This is a genomic window from Pirellulales bacterium (genome assembly GCA_019636345.1).
Lineage (GTDB): Bacteria > Planctomycetota > Planctomycetia > Pirellulales > Lacipirellulaceae.
The window spans coordinates 21,076-42,720 of the sequence record JAHBXQ010000006.1 but is presented as its reverse complement, the minus strand read 5'-3'; the positions used below and the strand labels follow the sequence as shown (position 1 = coordinate 42,720).

The 21,645-nt window shown below is 65.1% G+C and carries 20 protein-coding genes; 1 reads left to right on the top strand and 19 read right to left on the bottom strand.

The genetic code is table 11. The features are described from left to right. Positions 1–113 precede the first annotated feature (113 nt). From KF688_14795 to KF688_14755, 9 genes are all read right to left on the bottom strand, one after another. Entirely contained in the window at positions 114–491 is a 378-nt protein-coding gene (locus tag KF688_14795) for a hypothetical protein (GenBank protein ID MBX3426945.1), read from the bottom strand. A 371-nt stretch (positions 492–862) separates the two neighbouring features. After that, positions 863–2,386, bottom strand: a complete 1,524-nt coding sequence (locus tag KF688_14790) for a hypothetical protein (GenBank protein ID MBX3426944.1) — start codon at positions 2,384–2,386, stop codon at positions 863–865. A 346-nt stretch (positions 2,387–2,732) separates the two neighbouring features. Beyond that, a complete protein-coding gene (locus KF688_14785) occupies positions 2,733–3,734 on the bottom strand; it encodes a DUF1559 domain-containing protein (protein MBX3426943.1) in 1,002 nt (333 codons plus the stop codon). A 66-nt stretch (positions 3,735–3,800) separates the two neighbouring features. Next, on the bottom strand, positions 3,801–4,577 hold the full coding sequence (locus tag KF688_14780; GenBank protein MBX3426942.1) for a BON domain-containing protein: 777 nt from the start codon (positions 4,575–4,577) through the stop codon (positions 3,801–3,803). 107 nt (positions 4,578–4,684) lie between these two features. Continuing rightward, positions 4,685–4,879, bottom strand: coding sequence for a YezD family protein (locus KF688_14775; GenBank protein MBX3426941.1), 195 nt, complete (start codon positions 4,877–4,879; stop codon positions 4,685–4,687). An 11-nt stretch (positions 4,880–4,890) separates the two neighbouring features. Next, on the bottom strand, positions 4,891–6,012 hold the full coding sequence (locus KF688_14770; protein ID MBX3426940.1) for a sulfate/molybdate ABC transporter ATP-binding protein: 1,122 nt from the start codon (positions 6,010–6,012) through the stop codon (positions 4,891–4,893). A 55-nt stretch (positions 6,013–6,067) separates the two neighbouring features. Continuing rightward, the gene (gene cysW / locus KF688_14765) at positions 6,068–6,958 is read right to left on the bottom strand and encodes a sulfate ABC transporter permease subunit CysW (protein MBX3426939.1); all 891 of its coding nucleotides are present in this window, start codon (positions 6,956–6,958) and stop codon (positions 6,068–6,070) included. Position 6,959: 1 nt separating this feature from the next. Further along, a complete protein-coding gene (gene cysT, locus KF688_14760) occupies positions 6,960–7,796 on the bottom strand; it encodes a sulfate ABC transporter permease subunit CysT (GenBank protein MBX3426938.1) in 837 nt (278 codons plus the stop codon). 46 nt (positions 7,797–7,842) lie between these two features. Continuing rightward, positions 7,843–8,925 carry a sulfate ABC transporter substrate-binding protein gene (locus tag KF688_14755; GenBank protein MBX3426937.1) on the bottom strand — a complete coding sequence of 361 codons (1,083 nt, stop codon included), beginning with the start codon at positions 8,923–8,925 and terminating at the stop codon, positions 7,843–7,845. 203 nt (positions 8,926–9,128) lie between these two features. Here KF688_14755 and KF688_14750 point away from each other — a divergent pair, with 203 nt between their 5' ends. Beyond that, positions 9,129–10,673: a sigma 54-interacting transcriptional regulator gene (locus KF688_14750; GenBank protein ID MBX3426936.1), complete on the top strand. Its 1,545-nt coding sequence runs from the start codon at positions 9,129–9,131 to the stop codon at positions 10,671–10,673. A 14-nt stretch (positions 10,674–10,687) separates the two neighbouring features. On the opposite strand, the gene KF688_14745 is transcribed toward KF688_14750, so the two are convergent. The 10 genes from KF688_14745 to KF688_14700 form a co-directional block, all read right to left on the bottom strand. After that, a complete protein-coding gene (locus KF688_14745; protein MBX3426935.1) occupies positions 10,688–11,959 on the bottom strand; it encodes a metallophosphoesterase family protein in 1,272 nt (423 codons plus the stop codon). A gap of 251 nt (positions 11,960–12,210) precedes the next feature. Continuing rightward, entirely contained in the window at positions 12,211–13,200 is a 990-nt protein-coding gene (locus tag KF688_14740; protein MBX3426934.1) for a hypothetical protein, read from the bottom strand. Between the two features lie 78 nt (positions 13,201–13,278). Next, entirely contained in the window at positions 13,279–13,953 is a 675-nt protein-coding gene (locus KF688_14735; GenBank protein MBX3426933.1) for a DUF1559 domain-containing protein, read from the bottom strand. Further along, positions 13,947–14,789 carry a PEP-CTERM sorting domain-containing protein gene (locus KF688_14730; GenBank protein ID MBX3426932.1) on the bottom strand — a complete coding sequence of 281 codons (843 nt, stop codon included), beginning with the start codon at positions 14,787–14,789 and terminating at the stop codon, positions 13,947–13,949. The genes KF688_14735 and KF688_14730 overlap by 7 nt, the downstream gene beginning before the upstream one ends. Before the next feature lie 147 nt (positions 14,790–14,936). After that, positions 14,937–15,080 (bottom strand): hypothetical protein, encoded by a 144-nt coding sequence (locus KF688_14725; GenBank protein MBX3426931.1) that lies wholly within the window; start codon positions 15,078–15,080, stop codon positions 14,937–14,939. 742 nt (positions 15,081–15,822) lie between these two features. Continuing rightward, positions 15,823–16,926 (bottom strand): sugar kinase, encoded by a 1,104-nt coding sequence (locus KF688_14720; protein MBX3426930.1) that lies wholly within the window; start codon positions 16,924–16,926, stop codon positions 15,823–15,825. Between the two features lie 13 nt (positions 16,927–16,939). After that, positions 16,940–17,578: a bifunctional 4-hydroxy-2-oxoglutarate aldolase/2-dehydro-3-deoxy-phosphogluconate aldolase gene (gene eda, locus KF688_14715; protein MBX3426929.1), complete on the bottom strand. Its 639-nt coding sequence runs from the start codon at positions 17,576–17,578 to the stop codon at positions 16,940–16,942. A 63-nt stretch (positions 17,579–17,641) separates the two neighbouring features. After that, the gene (locus tag KF688_14710; protein ID MBX3426928.1) at positions 17,642–18,424 is read right to left on the bottom strand and encodes a 3-ketoacyl-ACP reductase; all 783 of its coding nucleotides are present in this window, start codon (positions 18,422–18,424) and stop codon (positions 17,642–17,644) included. Between the two features lie 214 nt (positions 18,425–18,638). Continuing rightward, positions 18,639–19,988, bottom strand: coding sequence for a glycoside hydrolase family 88 protein (locus KF688_14705; protein ID MBX3426927.1), 1,350 nt, complete (start codon positions 19,986–19,988; stop codon positions 18,639–18,641). A gap of 124 nt (positions 19,989–20,112) precedes the next feature. Next, a complete protein-coding gene (locus KF688_14700; GenBank protein MBX3426926.1) occupies positions 20,113–21,555 on the bottom strand; it encodes an NADH:flavin oxidoreductase in 1,443 nt (480 codons plus the stop codon). Positions 21,556–21,645: the final 90 nt, after the last annotated feature.

The window sequence follows — 21,645 nt, the reverse complement described above, 5'->3', positions numbered from 1 at the left end:
GCTTGGCGGGAATGGAATCCGGCGGCAGGCGGAACGAACGCCGGGGGGCGGACCGGGGCGTTTTGATCTCGTCGCCGTCGTGAAGGCGAGTGTAATCCGAACCGCGAAGTTTGCTAGCGCAGAATCGGGGTCTCGGCGGCGGCGACCGGATCGTCCGGGCCCGACCCCGCAAGCAGCCGGCCTGCTCGCGGCAAATCCTGCCAATCGGCCGGAAGCGGGGGAATTTCGGCTCCCGGGACCACGGTCGCGTCCGAGGCCAAGCGACGGCAGTCGGCGCACAGGTCTTCGACCGTCCAGCGATACGTCGGAACCGTTTCGACGATCGTTCGCTTCATGAGCTTCTTCCGGGTGAACATCCGCGCCCCGCCGGGGAGCCACTCGGTCCACTGAAACGGCTTTGCCGGGGAGCGAACCAATTCGCTTCCTCCCGCGCCGCATTGGCAGTCGATCAGCTTGCACCGTTCGCACTTCACGCGACTGGGGCGCGGCACGCAAAACTCCTCGCACCGACACCCCCAGCACGTCACCTCGACCTTCGTCTCTTCGCAGACGAGCCGGCAGACCTTCGTGCAGCGCTCAGGACGACGACAATGCGCGCAACCTCCGCAATGCTCGTTTGTGGCGGCGACGGACGCAGCGCATGCGACGATGCAAGCGAACACAGTCGCGAACGGGTGCAAGAATCGACTGCCGGCGACGAATCGAGCACGCGAGCGGGCGGGCTCGCAAGCCGCTCGTTCCGCAGGAGACGTTGCTACGGTCCGCAGGCCAGCGTCTCGATCCGACGACTTGCCAGGCATGAATCAAGTCCTTGATGGAATGCAGAGATTTCGCAGTGACGGCGCCGGATGTGAAGCGCAACTTACCAGTTCACGTCAAACCGCATGGCGATCAGGTCCGACTCGGTCGCACCGAACGGGGTGTCGGAGGTCGTCAGCGGATGAATCCAATCGAACATGATTCGCGTCCGGTCCGACCAGTACCAGTTGAACCCGACAGTCAGGTCGTTGTATTGCCCGCTGGCAAGGTCGGTCAGGTCGAGGTACGACCACCGGGCTTTGGCCTCCCAGGCGCCCCAACCGACTCCTCCCGGAGTCGCGAAGAAGTTGGTGAACGGCTTGTTCCGTCCGAATTGGGCTCCATGCTGCCCGAACCGCTCGTAGACGCGATTTTCGCCGGTCAGGAACCAGCTCAGGTGGGAGTAAGCCCCGCCAACGTGAGCGTCGGCCCCGGCAAGCGTATGCACGCTGGACAGGAAAGCCTCGTTCTGCCACGTGAAGCGGCCCCAGACGATCGCGAGCTCGAGATTGCCGGTGGTGTAGGAATCGGCCGCCACGTTGCCGCTGTCGATCAGGATGGGCCCTCGCTGCACTTGCGGGCGGGCAAAAAAGCGGACGCTGTTGTCGTAGTCGTTGGTATGCAGCACGCCGACGCCCGTGTGGACGAGATACCGGCCGTTCGACGGCTCGTCGTAGTAGGGGAGCCAGACGAGGCGCCCGCTGAGGCGATAGCCCTGATTGTCGTCGAACCGCGTCTTGACCGTGTCGCTGATGCTGTCGAAAAACATGCCCCCCGCCCAGGAGACGTTCTGGTCCTCCGTGCAGTTGTAGACGGCGATTCCCACTTCCCGGTCGGCGGCAAAGACGCCCTGGGTCGGGATCGACCGTTCATTGAAGATGTTCATCGTATCGTTGGTGACCTGTTCCAGGCTGAACGGCACGAAGAAGTTGCCGATGCGAACTCGCCCGATTCCGGGAATCTCGTTCATCGACACGTAGGCGTCTTTGACGTCGGGGGAGGCAAACTGGTTGTCGTTCGCTCCCGAGCCCGGTTCGAGCGTCATTTGCAGGCGGAAGTCAAATACGCCGTAACCGACGCCGTCCGCCACCAACCGCAGGCGTCGATAATTGAAGTAGTTCTGAGCGTCGACAATCGCCGGGTCGGCGTCGGCCCAAGTGACGTAGTCCATTTGGATGTGGCCGCCCAGCTTGACGGTCCATTTCTCGTCGGACACGTCGATCCAGTCGCCAAGCGGTGAGGATTCCTTCGCCGGGGCGGCGTCTTTCTTGCCCGGGTCGGTTTCCTTCTTCTCCGGCGGCTTCGCGAGCGCCGAATCTGCTCCCGCCGCCGGATCAGGCAAGGCGTTCGTCTCGCCCGGCGCCAGTTCTTCAGGCTCGTCGAGCCGCGCTCGGAGCCGATCGAGCTCAGCTTGCTGTGCTTCAAGCTGCCGCCTGATCGCGGCTAGTTCATCGGCCGGATCGGCCCAGGCCGACGTCGCGACGAGGGGCCAAACAACCAACGCCGCCTTGAGCTTCGGCGCGCATCGGGCCGAAGCTCGCAAGCACGCTAGCAACAGGCGCCAGACGACTTCCAGGAGGACGAACATCTGATGGCCTTGAACGGTATGCAGCCCTCTGCTGGTCGCCCAGTGAGCCGCCTGTTCGTCGTCCTTGCCTCCCGAAATTCCGGGTCAGCCTGAGTCGAAGGAGTCTTCGACTTTATCGATTATCGGAATTCTGACGCCGAACCCTTAAAGCTAGTGTTTTGGCAGTTCGACTATTTCGGGCTGGCGACGACGCAATCCGTTGGCAGAGAGAGCTGTTTCGTCGCCGCCACCCCAATATCTAGCCCGTGTCAAAGCGCCGGCCTCTGCGATGCGTGCGAGGACTGCGAGAAGCGACGTGCGAACGATCCCGGTCGATGGCATTGCCAGCAACGACGGCAGGAGCGGTTCAGCGAACCGCCGTCAGTTCGGCCCCCGCGCGGGTCACCAACCGGGCGTAATCCCGGATGTCGATGTCGTCGCGCAGGGAGTGCACCGATCCGTCGCCGTAGACGTGGTTCGCAATCCCGGGGTGAAACGCAAACGGCTCGCTGGTGCCGAACGTCACGTGATACGGGTGCGGATAGCCCGATTCGACAATGTCGCTGCCGTTCGCGCAGTTCACCGCGCACGTGCCGGTTTCCGTGAGCCCGTCGGCCGAGAGCCCCGCCACGATGATGTCGGACGCCGGTCGGCACCAACCGCCGCCGTTCACGCGGGCCTGAGTCAGATCGGAGCTCACCTTGCCGCCGCCGCCCTTTCTATACAAGAAGGGGCGTCCCGCCGACTCGGCGAACAGAATCGTGTTCGACAGACCGTCGGTCACATAGGCAAAGCTCGCCTTGGGATTGTTGTATTCCATGATCCCCGGCTCATTGTCAGGAGTGCCGTCGGGGTTGTTCGTCCGATCCACGAGCCCCGCGGAGAGGAGTCGCTTGTCGACCCACACTGTGGGGGAGTAGTCGGTGGGGACGCTGATCTCGGGCGTCCAGGGGCTGTTTTCCGGGAGACCGTCCAAGCGATCGGGCGCCTCGGGAGTCGACGGGCAGTTGAGGACTGGGATCACTGAGTTGACCGCAGTGCGATTGGCGGTCGCCCCCCAGTTCTGCTTGAGATCGAAGACGCCGTGGATGTTGCCCGCCTCAAGATAGGGCAGCAGGTGCGTCATCGCTGCAATGCGCGGCAGGTTCGTCAGCCCGACCGGTCGGGCGCTCACCGGCACGGCTTTGTAAGCGTCGTGATAGTTTTGGACCGCGAGCCCAAGCTGCTTCAGGCCGTTGACGCATTGCATGCGCCGGGCGGCCTCGCGAGCGGACTGAACGGCTGGCAGCAGGAGCGCGACGAGCACGCCGATGATGGCGATCACCACCAACAGCTCGACCAAAGTGAAACCAGAACGTCGGCGAGTCATGGGAGATCCTTTCGAGATCGAGTATGGCTTGTTCAATTGACGGCGCGAGAGATATCCAGTGCGTAGTTACAGCTTGATCGGCGGCAGTTCGGTTGCGTTGGCGGCCACCGAGACGACGAGACCGGACGTCCGCGGCGACGTGTATTTCTTCGGAATGACGTTCGGCCCCGGGACGACGTCGGCGCCCGTCTTGATCGGCTTGTACCACTCGACGGTCAGCACGTACTCGCCCTCGGGAGCGCCGTCGCCGCCGTCATAGGTCGAGATTTTCAGCTTGCCGTCGGGGCCGACGCTGGCCCGCGGCGCGGGGACGTTGGGGAGGGGCGTCTTGGGGTGCATCGCCACGAACGCCCCGGGGATCGGCCCCCCTTTGAAGGTGATCGAACCCGTCACCGGGAACGTCGGGACGCGCTCAGGCTTCGCCTCGCCGCAGCCAACGAGGCTCGCCGCGACGACTGCCGCGAACAGTCCCTTCCAGAGGCGCGGCAGGCTTCCGGCCCAGCGACCAGAGCGACGCTTGAAATCTGGCGGAAGCGGCGTCGCACCGGACGACCGCTCACGACCAGTTGCGGACACGAGGGGCAATTCCGATCGCAACACCTCCAACTCGTCGACGACGGCTCGCACTCCCGCCATGTGGCGGACCCGATCGACGATGTGATTGCGAACCGTCGCGGTCGCGACGACTCCGCCCAGCTTGACGACGGCGTTGTCGACTTGAATATCGATCGCGTGGGCGGATCGATCCAGTCGCAGCGTCAACGCGATGCCGACGCGAGTCAGCAATTCGGCGTCAGATTGATCTTGGAACGTGCGGTTTGAGTTTGAAGCAAATGCGCTCACGGCAGGCGTTTCCTGTACGGAATTCGTCGCCTCCGGAGAACCGGTCGGACTTGTAACAGAACGTCCTCTCGATGGATTCGAGTCGGATCAAGCAGCAGGGCCTAGCCCTACGAGCGGCTGACGCAATCGCCGCGGCTTCTCAATCGGCGTTTCTCCGTGCGATCAATCTGGATGACGACCCCGTCCTGCACGACGATGTTCACCGAGCCGAACCGCAGGCCCCGCAGGGCCCGCGAGATCTGCAGCAGTTCCTCATTCGTCGGCCGGTCGGCGTCCGTTTCCGCGGCGGGATTGTCGTTCATCGGAAGTCCTTTCACGAAACCGGACCGACGGCGAGCGGCTCAGCGGCCTCCGGGGCCGATTGCGCCTCGCCTTGCACGAACACGCGGGCCTGTTTGGGGTACAGGTGCACCGACTCGCCGTCCTGCAGGTCTAGCTCGCGCAGGTCGTCGAGCGGCATCTCGACCAGGATCAAGCGTCCGTCGTCCGACGTGAGCGACACCCGGGCCAGCGAGCCCGCCGCGTTGATTCGCTCGACGGTCGCGGGCACGCACGGTTTGCCGTTGGCGATCCGGCGAATCTCGAAGTCGTGCGGCCGCAGGTACACGTTCGCCGGCCGCTCTTCGGCCCCGGCGTAGCTCGGGTACTCGACGCACAACGGGCCCGCCGTCGCCTTGCCGTTGCCCACCCGGCCCTGAAACACGTTGACTTGACCCAGAAATTCCATGACGAACGGCGTCCGGGCCTGATGGAACAACTCGTCGGGCGGCCCGGCTTGTTCGATGCGGCCTTCGTTCATGACGACGACCTTGTCCGCCACCTCGAGCGCCTCCTCCTGATCGTGCGTCACCAGGACGGTCGTCACGTGCATCTTGTCGTGCAGCCGTCGCAGCCACTGCCGCAGTTCGAGCCGCACCTTGGCGTCGAGGGCCCCGAACGGCTCGTCGAGCAACAACACCTTGGGCTCGACCGCCAGGGCTCGGGCGAGCGCCACTCGCTGCCGCTGCCCCCCCGAGAGCTGCGAGGGGTAACGCTCGGCAAACTGCTGCAACTGCACCAACGACAGCAGGCTCTCGACTCGCTCGCGAATCTCTTCTTTGGACGGCCGTTCACGCCGCGGCTGGACCCGCAGCCCGAACGCGACGTTTTCGAAGACCGTCATGTGCCGAAACAGGGCGTAGTGCTGGAAGACGAAGCCCACGCGCCGCTCGCCGACGCTACGAGCCGACACGTCTTCGTCGTGAAAACTCACGGCCGCGCCGGGATGCGGGTCAGGCTGCTCGAGCCCCGCGATGATCCGCAACAGCGTCGTCTTGCCCGAACCCGACGGCCCGAGCAGAGCCACCAACTCGCCCGCGTCGACCCGCAGGTTGACGTCGTCGAGGGCCTGGTATGCCCCGAAGCTTTTCGAGATGTGTTGAACGGAAATGCTCATAGTCGGCGTGGTCTCGAGTGAATTGCAAACGGTCGCGGCATTCGAGCCGGCGACGTCAAGACTTTTCCGTGGCTCCGCGCTCGTCGTGCAGGCGCCATTCCACCGCGGCCTTCAGCGCGAGCGTGACCAGGGCCAGCAGCGCCAAGACGGACGCGACCGCGAAGGCCGCGACAAAGTTGTATTCGTTGTAAAGGACCTCGACGTGCAACGGCATCGTGTTCGTGCGACCGCGGATGTGCCCCGAAACGACCGACACCGCTCCGAATTCGCCCATCGCGCGGGCGTTGCTGAGAATCACGCCGTACAACAGGGCCCACTTCACGTTCGGTAGCGTGACGCGGAAGAACGTCTGCCAACCGCTGGCGCCCAACGAGACGGCCGCCTGCTCCTCGTCGGCCCCTTGCTCCTGCATCAGCGGAATCACCTCGCGGGCTACGAACGGAAAGGTGACGAACACCGTCGCCAGCACGATTCCCGGCACGGCGAAGATGATCTGCACGTCGTGCCCCGCCAGCCACGGCCCCAACCATCCCTGCATGCCGAACACGAGCACATAGATCAGCCCCGACACGACCGGCGAGACCGCGAACGGCAGGTCGATCAGCGTAATCAGCAGGCTCTTGCCGCGAAACTCGAACTTGGCGATCGCCCAAGACGCAGCGAGCCCGAACGCCAGGTTCAGCGGCACGGCGATCGCCGTCACCAGCAGGGTGAGCCGCACGGCGGACCAGCAATGCGGATCGTTGAAGCTCGCCAGGTAAGCGCCCCAGCCTTTCCGCAACGCTTCGGCGAACACCGCGGCCAGCGGCACGAACAGGAACAACCCCAGGAACCCGACCGACAGCGCGATCAGACCCCAGCGCACCAGCGGCGATTCCTCCGTGGCGATCCGCGGACGCGTCGCCGGGCGGACGCTCAAGGTCGGTTGTGGGAGTGCAGCGTCCATGTCAGAGCGCTCCTTGATAGCGGCGACCCGACAGGCGTTGAACCAAGTTGATCGCCAAGAGCAGCATGAAAGAGATCAACAGCATCGTCACCGCCACCGCCGCGGCCCCCGCGAAGTCGTACTGCTCGAGTTTCGAGATGATCTGAAGCGAGGTGATTTCGGTCTTCATGGGCATGTTGCCGGAGATGAATACGATCGATCCGTACTCGCCGATCCCTCGCGCCAGCGACAGGGCGAACCCCGTCAGCAGCGCCGGCAGCACGCTGGGCAGAATCACCTTGAAGAACGTCTGCAATCGCGAGGCCCCGAGACTGGCCGCCGCCTCCTCGCTCTCGCGTTCCAGGTCGGCCAGCGCGGGCTGCAAGGTTCGCACGACGAACGGCAGCCCGATAAACGTCATGGCCACGATGATCCCCAGCGGCGTGAAAGCGACCTTCACCCCCAGCGGCTCCAGGTGCTGGCCTAGCCATCCGTTCTTGGAATAGACGGCCGTCAGCGCGATCCCCGACACGGCGGTCGGCAGCGCGAACGGCAAGTCGACCATCGCGTCCACAAGTCGCCGCCCCGGGAACTGGTAACGGACCAGGGTCCAAGCGACGATGAATCCGAACGCCGCGTTCAGCGTCGCCGCCACGAACGCCGTGCCGAACGTCAGCCGATAGGAGGCCATGACCCGCGGACTGGTCGCCGCGGCCCAGAAGTCGGTCCACCCCAGCCCCGCGGCCTTCAGCAGCAAGGCCGCCAAGGGGATCAGGACCACGAGACTCAGATACAGCACCGTATAGCCCATCGTCAGGCCGAAACCGGGCAGCACGTTGCGTGATCGTCGGGCGGACATGAGCGATACCTTTCTGCGTCCCTGCGGAAGCGGTTTGTGCGATGCGTCACTTGGCCTGGTAGATCGCGTCGAACACGCCGCCGTCGGCAAAGTGCTTCCGCTGGGCTTCCTGCCACCCGCCGAATTCGTCGTGGACGGTAAACAACTCCAGCTTCGGGAACCGAGCGACATCGGCCGGATCAGCCAACTCGGGCTGCTGCGGACGGTAGTAGTGTTTGGCCGCGAGTCGCTGCCCTGCGGGCGAGTACAGGTACTGCAAGTACGCATTGGCGACCTCCAGCGCCTCGTGGGCGGCGGCGTTCTTGTCGACGACCGCCACGGGGGGCTCGGCCAGCACGCTCACCGAGGGAATGACAATCTCGACGGTCCCGGCTCCCAACTCGTCGATGGCCAACAAGGCTTCGTTCTCCCAAGCCAGCAGCACGTCGCCGATGCCCCGCTGGACGAACGTCGTCGTCGACCCGCGGGCGCCCGAATCAAGGACCGGAACGTTCTTGAAAAGCCGAGCGACGAACTGCTGCGCTTTCGCCTCGTCGCCGTCGTTCTGGCGAAGGGCGTACCCCCAAGCGGCAAGGTAGTTGTAGCGAGCCCCGCCGGAGGTCTTGGGGTTGGGCGTGATTACCTCGACCCCCGGCTTGACCAAGTCTCCCCAGTCTTGAATCGACTTGGGGTTGCCCTGGCGGACGAGAAAAACGATCGTCGATGTGTAGGGTGCGCTGCGATGGGGAAGACGCGATTGCCAATCGATCGGCAGCAGTTGGGTCCGCTGGGCGATCTCGTCAATGTCATACCCAAGAGCGAGCGTGACCACGTCCGCCTTGAGCCCGTCGATCACCGCCCGGGCCTGCTTGGCGGCGCCGCCGTGCGATTGCTCGACGACGACGTCTTGGCCCGTTTCGTCCTTCCAATGCTTCGCGAACGCGGCGTTGAAGTCGTTGTACAACTCACGCGTGGGGTCGTAAGAGACGTTCAACAGCGTCACCGAGTCAGCCCGCTTCTCGCGCGAGCCGGCGTCGACGGAGGCCGACGTGGGGGCGACGCGGGAGGACGCCCCCTGATCGCTGCAACCGACTGCGGCAGCCAGCGTCGCGAGGAACAAGAAACTCAAGGGAACACGATGGGGGGACATTGCCGACTCCGTACGGATAGAGATTGCGGGACATTCAGACATTAAGCACTCCTCATGCCAGATCCCCACAAAACGACGCAACAGCTTATTAAATAACACGTTACAGGATTTCACAGACATTTAGCGCAACGATGTACTTGCACATACCACGGATTGATCCATGATATATCACGGACCCGTGACATAATCTGGATTCTCTGCTGATGCCCCACCGAAATGTCCTGCTGCAAGTCTGGCGCGAAGCATGCCAGCACATCGAGATTCAAGAGTCGGTCGCCGGGATTGCCAGGCTGCTCGACGAACATTTGCCGCTCGAAAAGCTCTTGGTTTATCGCGTCGAGCAGGACCATCACTTCGCGGCGTGCGTCGCTGCGACGCCGCAATCCGCACGGCCCACGGTCGGAGACGGCGAGCTCTCGCCGGCAGATTTCAAGCGGCTGCTTGGCTGGATCCGTCAAGGTCGTCCCGCGACGCCGGACGGCCGCAACCGGCTCGTCGAGTTGCTGCAACTTGCCCGCTCCATCGAGCCAAGTCGCGACCTTCGTGCGGCCCCGCTGGCTCATGGCGACGATTCCTTCGGGGCAATGGCAATCGTAGCCCCCGCGGGGGTCCGCTTCACTCTTCGAGATGAAGAGATCATCGCCGCGCTTCAGGAGCCGCTCTCCGCCGCGCTGGCGAACGATCGCCGCTTGCACGAACTGGCAACGTATCGCGAGGCCGCCGAGGCCGACCGGCGCTCCTTATTGCGTCGCCTGGGACGCACCGACATCACCGACGATATCGTCGGGGCCGAGGGGGGGCTTGCGCAGGTGATGTCTCGCGTCGAACTCGTCAGCCAATCCGACGCCCCCGTCCTGCTCTTGGGCGAAACGGGTACGGGCAAGGAGGTCGTCGCTCGCGCCGTCCACCAGCGCAGCGGACGCCGCGACGGTCCTTTCATCCGCGTCAATTGCGGCGCCATTCCCCGCGAGCTCGTCGACTCGCACCTCTTCGGCTACGAGAAGGGGGCCTTTACCGGCGCCACCGAACAGCGGCGCGGCTGGTTTGAACGCGCCGACGGCGGAACGCTCTTTCTGGACGAGATCGGCGAACTGCCTCCCGACGCCCAGGTCCGATTTCTGCGCGTTCTGCAGGACTCGTTCATCGAGCGGGTCGGGGGGGGCGAACCTGTGCGGGTCGACGTCCGCGTCGTCGCCGCGACTCACCGCGACTTGGCCGGAATGGCGCAGAGCGGCGGCTTTCGCGAGGATCTGTGGTATCGGATCGCCGTGTTTCCGATTCTGCTCCCTCCGCTACGGGACCGGTTGGGCGACATCGCCGAACTTGCCGAGCACTTCGCCGGCCGTGCGGCGACGCGATTCGGGCTGTCGCCCGTCATGCCGAGCGCTGCCGACGTTGCACTGCTGCGGAATTACGACTGGCCCGGCAACATCCGCGAACTCGGGGCAGTCATCGACCGCGCCGCAATTCTCGGCGACGGACGGAGCCTGGAGATCGAAGCGGCCTTGGGGTTCTCGACGACGGCGAAGGCGCCCTCGCGGGAGACGAGTCGACCGAACGACGGCATTGAGGTCATCACGCTCGACGCGGCTACGCGGCAGCATATCGAACATGCCTTGACGACGACGCAGGGACGAATTGAAGGGGGCGCCGGCGCAGCCAAGCTCCTCGACGTCAATCCCCACACCCTCCGGGCGCGGATGCGAAAGCTGGGGATCGATTGGACGACGTTTCGCGGTCCAAGGTAGCGGCGCAGCGCGGTTTAGTGCCGCTGTTCGTCCCCTTCGGGAATCTCCTCGGTCAGCGTGCTCTTGCCGTCGGCCGACTTCTCCAGCTTGAAAGCGTCGTACAGTTTGCCAGTGGCGAGCCGGGCCTCGTAGCGGATGCTCTCCGGCGAAACATGGATGACCTGAAACAACTGCACGCCCGAGGCGACCCGGCTCACATCCCACGATTCGGCCAGCGAGTATTGCTTGGGTCCGCTGACGCTGACGACATACACCGTATTGCTTTCCTGTCGGCGCAACCCTTCGGCCACGTTCTTGGGTCCCCCCAGCCCGCTGCGAGCGTAGGCGTGGTCGTGACCCTGCAGCACCAGATCAACGCCGTACTCTTCGATGATCGGCCGCCATAGCTCGCGCAGTTTGGAATTGTCGCGGTCCTTCGCGGCTGAATAGATCGGATGATGGAACGTCAGCACCGTCCACTTAGGCCGCTGAGGATCGGCGAGAACGCCCTTGAGCCACTCGCATTGCTCCTCGGTCCGCTCGTTGGAGTTCAGCGACACGAACCGGGCGCCCTGGTAATCAAACCAGTACGCGGTCTCCTCAAGTCCCGGCGGGCCGTTCAGAGGAAACGCGAACTGCGGTCGCCAGTGACGATCAAGCTTGAAGATGCTGCCGTATTCGTGGTTGCCGGGCGTGGCGACCGACGGAATGCTGCCGTTGAGCCACGCCCCGGCGCCGAACCATTCGCCCCATTCCGCGTCGCTGTTCGAGGAGTTGATCAGGTCGCCGGCATGCAGCATGAACGACGCGCGGGGCGCCCGCAGATTGGCCTCGCGAATCACGCGCGACCAGAGCGAACGAAGCGCATTCTGGGCGTCGCCGAAGTAGATGAACGTGAACGGCTCGTCGGTCGCGGCGGCCGTGCGAAACTGGAACCACTCGCTCCAATTGACGCCGTCCCCCACGCGGTAGGCGTACATCGTCGCCGGCTCCAAACCCTCCAGTTTTACGGAGTGAACACGGGACGACCCCAGGTCGGACTCAAACACGACAGAGCCGCCCTTCGCCTTGAAGCAGCCGTCGACGTTGCCGTCGCCGTGGTCCCCCACAATTTCGGCGGCGGGCAGGAACTCGGCTACGGTTCGTCCGACGGAGTCCGAGGTTCGCCAGGTGACGTCGATCGAAGTCGTCGGATCGCCGCTCCAGGTCAGCACGACCCGATCCGGCAGCGGCGTAGGCTTGAACTGCTCTTTGGGAGCGACTTTGACGTGCGGCGCATGTTCATGTGCCGCAGAGGGCACGAGCATGACAAAGCACGTCCCGAGCGCCACGAGAAATGCGACCGACCGAGGTTGAAGCAAATGAGACCAAGATGAACGGCAAGGCATGGCAAAACTCAGAGGCGACGACCTTAGCGGAAACCTACGACCCACGGGAAACGCAGGGGCAATTGCGCTAACCGTGGCATGCATTCTATACTGCCGGGCGTCGTCTCGCCTACCGGCGAATCGGCTTGGCACGTCAACGGCCGAGATCGGCCGACGTTTTGCCCGCTATTCTACCGATTTGGCTTGCGCCGCGCGTCGTAGACAAACCGCAGCCAGGCTGCCAGAACGCACGCAGCAGCAACCAAAGACGACGGTTCAGGAACGGCGGCGATTGAACTGTCGCCGATGAGCGGTTCGCCGTACTGGGACTGCCACAAGACAAGATCGGCGATATCGACGACGCCGTCAAGCGTTCCGTCCGCAAGGGGATAGGCGCCGGTCGCACCCAGCGTCCTCTGCCACAGCATAAAGTCGCCGCCGTCAACTGCGCCGCTCGCGTCGAAGTCGCCCGCGAACGCCGCGGCCAGATTGATCGCATAGGCCCCGGCGGCGTACTGCAGCGTGTCGATGCCGTACCCGAACGCAAGCAAAACAGGCTCCGAAAAGGCGTACCCTGGAGCCAGGACGCGTGCGAAGAACCCATAAACGCCGAACGCAGCGGCCGGTACGTTGTCCAACTCATAGCGCAAGTAATGCTGATGCGAATTGAGGCCGAGCGATTCGGTGATCGGCAACACGCTGGCCGAGGTCCCGTCGAACTGGTCGAAGGTTACGCTCCCCAGCAAGTCCTTGCGGCGGAGCGTGAAATCGGGGTCCTCGCCTGCAGCGGCCACCGTCGCGAGCGTCGGGTCCCAGTACCACAACCAGCGCTGCGGGGCGCCGGGGGTCGATAAGTCCCGCCGCGAAAGAACCTCCAGTTGCAGCACCCCGCCGGCGACGTTCGTCACGTCGTACCCGGGAAGGTCTGTGCGGACCGTTACGCCGGGGAAATCGAGCCCCGCGTCCTCCGAGGGATCGAAGGCCTGAGCGACGAATCCGGGACCAAGAGCAAGTCCCCCGCTCACGACCAGCGCGCCGCTGGCACCGTTGATCTGCAGCGGCGCACCATGGCCGAAGGTCCGCGCAGCCGGCAGCGCAGCAATCAGCCAAACGCAGCAGACGCCCAGCGCATGAACAAGGCGACCTCCCCAACTCGCACTCGCGAGCAAATCGTTCGTCATGGTTGTCATCCCATTCCAGTATGCAGTTTTCATCTCACTGTCGCCGAAGCGACGTGGCGCACCTCGGCCCTCGCGTCGTCACTCCGCCTTGGCGAAGTCAAACCCCTCGGCGGCCCACGCCGCGACTTGGTCCGCAGGGACAAGCGTCACGTGACCGTCGAGGTACAGAAAATGGCTCGCCCGGTGATGGCGGTCGAGCTGCACCTCGCGGGAAATCTCCTGGAGCACGACTCCGTCGAGCACGTTGAGCGGCGCGAACCACTCGGTCGAGTGCGTGTGTTCGTAGAGCGGCTCCGCGGGGAGCGCGTCGGCCAGTTCCATGGTCGCCACCGTGCGCGAGGTCGCCGCAACTTGCCGCAGGAAACGTACGGCGCCGGGACCGGTCGTCGTCAGGTAGTTGTTGATCGCGTAACTCGAGGCCCGAGTGGCCAGCCGATCGTCGGCGCGGGCGTCCTGGGGACAAACGCGGATTGCGTCCACGTTTTCCATGAAGGGCGCCAGCGTGTAGATCCAACTCCGCGAGCCTTTGACCGCGCCGGAATGCCACCAGTCGGGCAGTTCGCCGTCGTGGGCGTCGCAGTAGCGCAGCATTGCGATGCCGATCTGGCGAAGCTGGCTCTTGCAGACGGCAGAGCGCGCGGTCTCCCGCGCGCTCTGCACCGCCGGCAACAAGAGCGCAGCCATGGAGCCGATGACGGCGATCACCACCAACAGCTCCACCAGCGTAAAGGCTCTTGGGTTTCGTCTCACGATCGGACTCCCCAAGCTTGCCGGCGCCAACCGACCGCTAGGGCGCACACGCCGCTGGCGATCAGGGCGAGGGTTCCCGGTTCCGGGATCGTCACTAGGCTCTGGACTTCTCCCGGAGCGTACCCCAGCGCCGCCACGGCCGCTGCGACCGTCTCGGGCGCAGCGCCCTTGACCAGCAGAAACCTGAACGGATCGCTCGCCGTCAACGACGAATCCGTGCTGTCGAGTTGCATGCTCAGCAGGTACAGACCGTCGGCCAACGGACTGGTCGTCGACGCTCCGTCCCCCAGCATCCGGTAGTGGACCGATGCGTGCACGTTCGCGTTTGAAAACGCCAACGGATTGGGAAACAGGAAACTCTCGTACGGCCCCGCATCGCTGGTGGTCATCAGCGCCGAAGGACTTGCCGACGACCCGCGATAGGCCTGAGCCTGAACGTCGCCGGCGTCGACGAACGCCGCGCCGTCCCAGGCCTTCAACCCGTCGACGAACCCCAGCACAAACCTCGACCCGAGCGGAAACGGCGCCGGGTTCGTCGCGGCGTCATAGCCGTAGCCGTACGCAAACCCGGGCCAGCCGATGTAGTTCGGCGTGCCGTCGAGTTGAGTCGACCCGTCCGGCTGGGCCCGCCACACCCCCAGGTACTCGGCAAGCGGCATCACGTACAGCGACGTCGCCGGCGTCAGCGCCGTGCTGTACGCCGAGTCGTCGACGATGCGCCGAGTGACGATCTTGCCGTTGTCATTGGTGGTCTGAATCTGCGGACCGTGGGCCGAAGCCGTTCTCGCAGCCGAAACGAATGCGACGGAGACCGTCGCAACATACAACATGAAACGCATTGAGCGCACTCCTCAAGATGAAGGAACCACTCGCCGCGAGCTGCGGCGCAAGCGAACGAAGCCTGCGCGACGCGCGAGAACCGCCGAGCAACGAGCCCGACCTCAAACCCGCGGCGAAGTATCAATCAGAATTGCCGAAACCGGCGCCTAAGCGCACGCGGCGTCCGGCGGAGGAGCGGCCACGTCGTACGCGGGAGACACGTACAGGGGCGGCGGCAGAGGGATCGCCGCAACGATCGGGAGCAAGGCAAGGAGCGTCTCGGGCGCCGTGCCGGGAAGGGCAGGGGGCATCAGCGAGACGGTGACGTTCACCCCCCGACACCGCAACGCAGCGAAGTAAAGCGCAACGCGAGGACGGCCCCGCTCGGGCCGCACGGCTGGCGACGACGCTGAGCTCGAGCCCGCCGAGTCGCCGCACAACGAACGCTCGCCTGCCGGCAATGCGGGATTCCCAGGCGGCATGTCACTTTTGCTGCGGCAACAGGGGGGCGTCTTGCCGCCGGAGCGGGCAGCAACGGACCCGCAAGTCTCGTCGCGGCGCTTCTGAGCGGCGGCGAACAGCACGAATTCCGGCGGCACGACCCCCTGGTCGCGAGCCCAGGCGAGCTTCTGCTCCGAGTTGAAGCAGCAACAATCGCGCCAACATGCCGCGGCCGAAGCACAGCCGCAGCCGCAACTCTCGCAGGGGAATCGCTCCCCGCCGCCCGTCCCGATCCTTGCGGGGAGCGGCACGCCCACTGAGCACAGCGTCACCATCGCTAGCACGAGCAAGCTTGTTGCCCGGCATTTCCAGGCGCGACGGCGATGACGGGAAGAAGCAATCACGATCGTGGCGGGGCTGGAACGCCGGCAAGGCAATTCACGATAAACGGCGCCGCCAAGAAGGGCTACCCCAGCGAGCACCGAATTCCGCCTCAAGATGCCGTCGGCATTGCCGCTTCTCGATTCCGGATGGCACGGATCGCCGGGATTTCGGGGCTGCGGGGCGACGCCAAGAGGCCCGGTAAATCTAGCGATGGAGGAAACCGCGATCCTACCGCTCGACGCGGGCCCCAAGATTCTTCACCAGCTTCTCGACCTCGGTCAACGAGGCCATCGAGGTATCGCCGGGGGTGGTCATCGCCAGCGCCCCGTGGGCGGCTCCGTACTCGACGGCTTGCTGGGGCGAATCAAGTTCCATGAGCCCGTAGATGAACCCCGAAGCGAAGCTGTCTCCCCCGCCGACGCGGTCCAGGATCTCCAGCCCCGGCCGATGGGTCGCTTCGTAGAACGCACCGTTGCACCAACTGATCGCTCCCCAGTCGTTCACCGTCGCCGATTTCACCGACCGCAGCGTCGTGGCAATCGCCTGAAAGTTCGGGTACGCGGCCACGGCGCCGACGATCATTCGCTTGTATGCGTCGATCGGCAATTCGGCGAGCCGCTGCTGGTCGACGCCGTCGACCTTCAGCCCCAGGCATGCGGTGAAATCCTCCTCGTTCCCCAGCATCACGTCCACCAGCGGCGCCAGGCGGCGATTCACGCGTTGGGCCTGCTCTTGGCCGCCGATGCTCTTCCACAGCGAAGGGCGATAGTTGAGGTCGTACGACGTGACGACGCCGTGCTCCTTTGCCGCCCGGAGCGCTTCCTCGGCCACTTCCGCGGTCGAGGAGGACAGGGCCGCGAAGATGCCGCCGGTGTGGAGCCACCGGACCCCTTCATCGGCGAACAACCGCCGCCAGTCGACGTCGCCCGGTTTTAGCTGCGACGTCGCCGTGAGCCCGCGATCCGAACATCCCGCGGCCCCGCGAACGCCGAAACCCCGTTCGGTGAAGTTGAGGCCGTTTCGCACCTCTCGGCCGACGCCGTCGTAGGGGACCCACTTCACATGCGACAGGTCGACGCCCCCCTGCAACATGAGATCCTCGATCAACCGGCCCACGTCGTTGTCGGCCAGCGCAGTGACGATCGCCGTCCGCTTGCCGAAGCAGCGGCGCAGACCGCGGGCCACGTTGTACTCGCCTCCCCCTTCCCAGGCGCGAAACGTCCGGGCGGTCCGCACGCGTCCCTCGCCCGGATCGAGTCGGAGCATCACCTCGCCCAGCGAAACCAAATCGAAGCGGCAGTCGGCCGCGGGTCGCGTCGTCACTACGGGCATCGCCCCAACCTCCTCATGAACGGCACGATTGAACCAGAGCCACGGCCTCGCGAACGGCGTTCTCGACGGAAGCGAAATCTCCGGCGGCGTACAGCGACGGCTTGACCATCCAGCTCCCCCCGCACGCCACGACCGACTTGAACGCCAGATAGGCGGCGAGATTCTCGGGCCCGATGCCGCCGGTCGGCACGAACCGTACGCCGCCGTAGGGGGCGGCAATCGCCTTGAGCGTCCCCAGCCCGCCGAACGACTCGGCAGGAAAGAACTTCAGCGTCGTGACGCCCAGGTCGAGCGCCCGCTCGACGTCCGACGGCGTGCAGACCCCAGGCACGATCGGCAATCCGACCGACCGGGCGTGTTGGACGACGCGCGGATTGAGTCCCGGCGACACCAGAAACGAGGCCCCGGCGGACTGGGCCTCGTCGACCTGCTGCGGCGTGAGCACCGTCCCGGCCCCGATCAAGAGATCTCCCCGGGCCGCCATCCTCCGGATCGACTCGGCCGCCGCGGTCGTGCGAAACGTCACCTCGGCCACCGGCAACCCGCCGGCGACCAGCGCCGCTGCCAGCGGCTCGGCGTCGGCCGCGTCGTCCAAAGCGATGACCGGCACAAGCCGATGCCGCGCGAGTTGTTCTATCGGCGAGTCAGACATGGCAACCGCGTATCGCAATCTGTCGTGGAATTGAAACCGTCCGCCGTATGCCGGCACGCAATGTCACAACCGCGGCAGCGTCAGCCCGCCGTCGACCACAAGCACGGCGCCTGTGGCGTAGGTCAACTCGCCGCGACAGAGCATCGCCACGGCGCGGCCGACGTCGGCCGGCTCTCCCCACCGCGGCTCGACGGTAAGTCCCTCGGCGATTAGCCGATCGTACTTCTCCGTCACTGCGGCGGTCATGTCGGTGCGAATCACTCCCGGGCGGACTTCGTACACCCCGATGCCGAACTCGGCCAGTCGCGCCGCCCACAGCCGCGTCGCCATGGCGACCCCCGCCTTGCTGATACAGTAGTCGCCGCGATTGGTCGACGCCACGGCGGCGCTGATCGACGAGACGTTGACGACGGCCGGCCGACGCGAGGCGTCCTCGGCCCGCTGCTCGATCATCCACCGCGCGACCCGTTGGGTCAGAAAGTACGGGCCGCGCAAATTGATCGTCACCAGTCGATCGAAACTCGCCGGCTCGGCTTCCAGCAGGTCGGCCCGCACTTCGGGGGCGACGCCGGCGTTGTTCACCAGCACGTCGAGCCGTCTGAACCGCTCGCGAATCGCCTCCACCAGCGGACCATGATCGTCCAACCGTCCGACGTCGGCCGCAAAGTACTCTGCCTCGACGCCGACGCTGCGCAGTTCGTCGAGCGCCGCGGCGACGTCGTCCGCAGGCCGGCGACCGTTGATCGCCAGCGCGAACCCGCTCACAGCAAGTTCGCGAGCCACCCCGAACCCGATTCCCCGACTGCCGCCGGTCACCAGTGCGACAGGAGCATGCGAAACGGTCATGAATGTTGCTCCTGCTGGGGCGTGGATATCGACATGCGAAGCTCGGTTGACGAAAGTCGTTTGCGTTAGCGGGGCAGCGACACGATTCGTGCCAGCTCGTGCGGAACAATGAGGCGATCAGGCCGACGCAAACAACAACCAAGCCTCATTCTCGGGGCCGAGGCGGATTGTCCGCTTTTTGCGGCCATTTGGATCCTGTGCTCCGCGGTTGTCCCTAAGCGCTGCCGCAGCTCGTCGGTCCAAAGAACGTGTAGTAGGTCTCGTCGCGAGCCAGCCGCTGGACGTACAGCGCCAGCTCGCGCAAGTGGTAGTCGCCCCACATGCATGCCTCGCCGCTGGGGATCGCGCGGCCCGGCGGAATGAAATCCCAGCCGTTCGGGCGGTGATAAATCGTGTGCAGCAGCAGCCCTTCGTGTTCGGGATCGGTCGACAGGTACGGCTCGGCGAGCAAGGTGCGCAGCACAGCGAGCCCCGCGGAACGATACCGGTCGCCCCCTGCTGTCCCGCGACGGTCCAGTACGCTGGCCAGGCGCAGCAATCCCTGAGCGCCGATTGCCGCGGCGGAGCTGTCGACCGGCTCGTGGTCGTTGAGCGGTTCCGCGGGGCGATCGAGATAGTCCCCCAACTTCGCCAACCCCGGCGCCCCCGTGTCCCAGTACGGCACGCCGCACACCGGAGTCTGCTCGATGTAGAAGTCGCATGTCGCGGTCGCCGCGTCGAGGAACTCGCTCTCGATCTCGGCTCGGCCTCCGTACGGCGCCAGTTCCTCGTCGCTGCGCGTGGCGAGCCACTCCAACTCCTCGGCGAATCCGACCATCGCCCACGCCAGTCCGCGCGTCCACGTCGAAAACGGCGAGTATCCCTGCTGCGACGACGGGCAGCGGAAGTCCCCGTTGTTGCGATTGAAGATCGCCTCGTGCGCGGTCCGGCCGCGCAGGTCGTAGGCGTCGCGTCCCGTGCCGTACCACACATTGAACCGTGCGGTCGCCTGGGCGTGCTGCACCAACCGTCCCAGCAGGCACATGCGCTCGTCCCGTTCGCCCATCGCCGCGTGCCCCAACTGGTGAGCCCACGCCAGCGCCCGGCAAGACCGAATCGTGTCGACGAACAACGAATGGGGACCGTTGAACGAGTAAATGTAGCCCCCGCCGGCAGCCGTGGTCGACCACCGTGCGGCCTGCACGGAGCCGCTCGCCTTGAGGGCCATGACGTAGAATTGTCGTTGCCAAGGATCTTCGGGGAGCACCCTTTCGTTCATCAGTCGCAACAGGGCGCCGTAGGTGCTCACGTTGTTGAACCCATGGTCGTGAACCCCGAAGTGGGTCACGTGCGGGGCCATCAACTCGATCGTCGCCGTGCGGCCGAATTCCAGAAACCGCTCGTCCCGGGTCGCGTCGAACTGCAGCAGGGCCGAGCCGAACTCAAACCCTTGGGTCCACTCGGTCCACCCCTGCGGCTGGTATTTTCCTGCCACGGTAAACACGGGAGTCTTCCCGCCGCGAGCCGACGACGACGCGGCGATCGCATCGATCTTTGCCCCGGACAATTCCCACATCCGCTCGATCTGCGGCAACAACGTTTGAGGAGCAAGCTGCGGGTCGAGAGCGATCATGGGACAAGTCGGTCAGGTGTTGTGGGGAAGGGGTTGGGGGCGGGGGGGACAGCAACAATCGGTCGCCAGTCGCCAATCAGCCCCCGCTCTCCCGCTTGATCGCCTTGAGCTCCGCGTCCTCCGGCAACTTGCCGTAGTACGGGTCGAGAGGGTAACAGCCCGAGATCAGGCCGTTGCGGGGGGCGGTCGTGCAATCGCTGAAGGTGCGGCAGACCTTTTTGCGGACCAGCGTCCGGCCGGCGAGCGTGTCGGCGGGCAGTTCGGGGTACGACAACACCATTCGCCCCAGGCCGACGGAGTCGACCATCCCGGCTCGCACCGCCGCCTGCCCCACGTTCGGCAGCCACTCCTGGAGGTAGGTGTAGCCCGAACCGACGATCGCCAAATCGGGCTGCCGGCGTTTGAGCTCCGCGGTTACTGCGATCTGCCGCGCCACGCCGACCAGCGGGTCCTCGGGGGGCTGATACCCGTCCGACGGCGGGAATAGCGCCGGCCGCTGGATATGCGGATTGTAGTACGGGCTGCCGACCGAGACGCACACCAGCTTCACGCCCAACTCGCTTAGCATCTTGAGCACGGCCGCAGGCTCGGCGAGGTCGATCCCCAGCGGCGTGCCGTCTCCGCCGAAGGCGCACCGATACGGCTCGCCGACCGGGACGCAGGGCTGTCCGGTGCGGTCCGGGTCCGGTCCCGGTTCGAAGGGACTCCAGTCGAATGCGCTAATCCGCACCACCGACTTCAGCCCCGGAACCTCCGTCGCGATCCGCTCGATTACGGTCCGCATAAACCGCGTGCGGTTCTCCAGCGACCCGCCGTACTTGCCCGGGCGGTCGAACGCGCTGAGCATCTCGTGCCCGAGATAGCCGTGACAATGCTTGACGTCGACGAACTCGAACCCCGCCGAGTAGGCCAGCTTGGCCGCGACGAGAAACTTGTCGATCAGGGCGTCGATTTCGTCGTCCGTGAGCACATGGAGCGAGTCCTCCATGTGAAACTTCCGGTCGAGCACCGGATGCCGATACATGACGACCGGCTCGAGCCGCTTCTTGTCGTTCGGCCGCGCAAACCGTCCGGAGTGGGTCAACTGCAGGCCGACGTACAGATCGTCGGTCGTTTCGAACTGGTCTTTGTGGACCGCCGTCAACCGCTCGCGCAAGCGGGCGAGGTCGCCGACGGTCTGGTCGTTGATCAGCAGTTGATTGGGATTGGCTCGGCCGCTGTGTTCGACGGCCACCGCCTCGCCCCCCCAAATGAGCTTGGCGCCGCTACGGCCGAAGTTTTCCCACCGCCGGATCGTGTACTCGGTCGGCCGACCGTCGGGCGTGCCGTCCCACCCTTCCATCGGCAAAATGCAGAACCTGTTGCCGATCGTCCGGCCGTCGGCCTCGATCGTCGCCGCCAACGGCGACGCGGCCGGATCGCCCATGTCGTCGTCGAGCGGCATCTCGGCGCCAATCGAGGCCAAATGGGCCCGAAACTCCGCGGCGGTTTTCAACGTGGCGACGCGACGGTAGGACATGGACGGGCGATGGGGGAATGGAGTGAGGGTTCTAAAGGTTCGAGGACAACGTCGAAGGGCTGAGGTCCGAGCGGTCCAAGAGGAACAAGC